Here is a 493-nt window from a genome sequence, read left to right on the forward strand (position 1 = left end):
TGTCATTTCCTGAAATCGGTTGACTACTTGATGTTGTTAAACCTAGTTAAAGTTTACTGTTTAAAGAGTAATCCCTGAAATTAGTTTACCTCTTGTTGATCTTATTCCTGCTTTCGGTTGCCAGGAGGTGTTGCCTACTGGCAACCGAAAGCAGGAATAAACAAATTTTACTTCACTATCTAGCTCTTAGATACTCCTCCCTACGTGATCTCCAATGCTTCTTTAACTCCCCTCTTAAAGCTGCTGCCTTTGCCGGAGTTAGTAAGTTATTGCTTAAATGCGGTCGGCACTCGTTGTAGAAAGAGACCACTTCAAACAATGCTTGCTCTAATTGCTCGTGGGTTTCAAACCTACGACTCCCCAACATTTCATTTTTGATTGTCGAATTGATTCGCTCAGCTATTGCGTTTTCTTTTGGATCTCCGTTTTCAGTCATGCTTATACATATGCCCGATGCTCGAAGCAATTCAACATATTCTTTACTTGCATACTG

Annotated in this window: 1 protein-coding gene; it reads right to left on the minus strand. The window is 40.4% G+C overall.

Annotated features, from left to right (window positions below):
- Window positions 1–175: 175 nt before the first annotated feature.
- Window positions 176–493, minus strand: a 318-nt coding sequence (locus E5987_RS12835) for an integrase core domain-containing protein (RefSeq protein WP_420901722.1), incomplete at its 5' end; no start/stop codon positions are given.

This window comes from Parasutterella muris, assembly GCF_009767915.1.
Lineage (GTDB): Bacteria > Pseudomonadota > Gammaproteobacteria > Burkholderiales > Burkholderiaceae_F > Parasutterella > Parasutterella muris.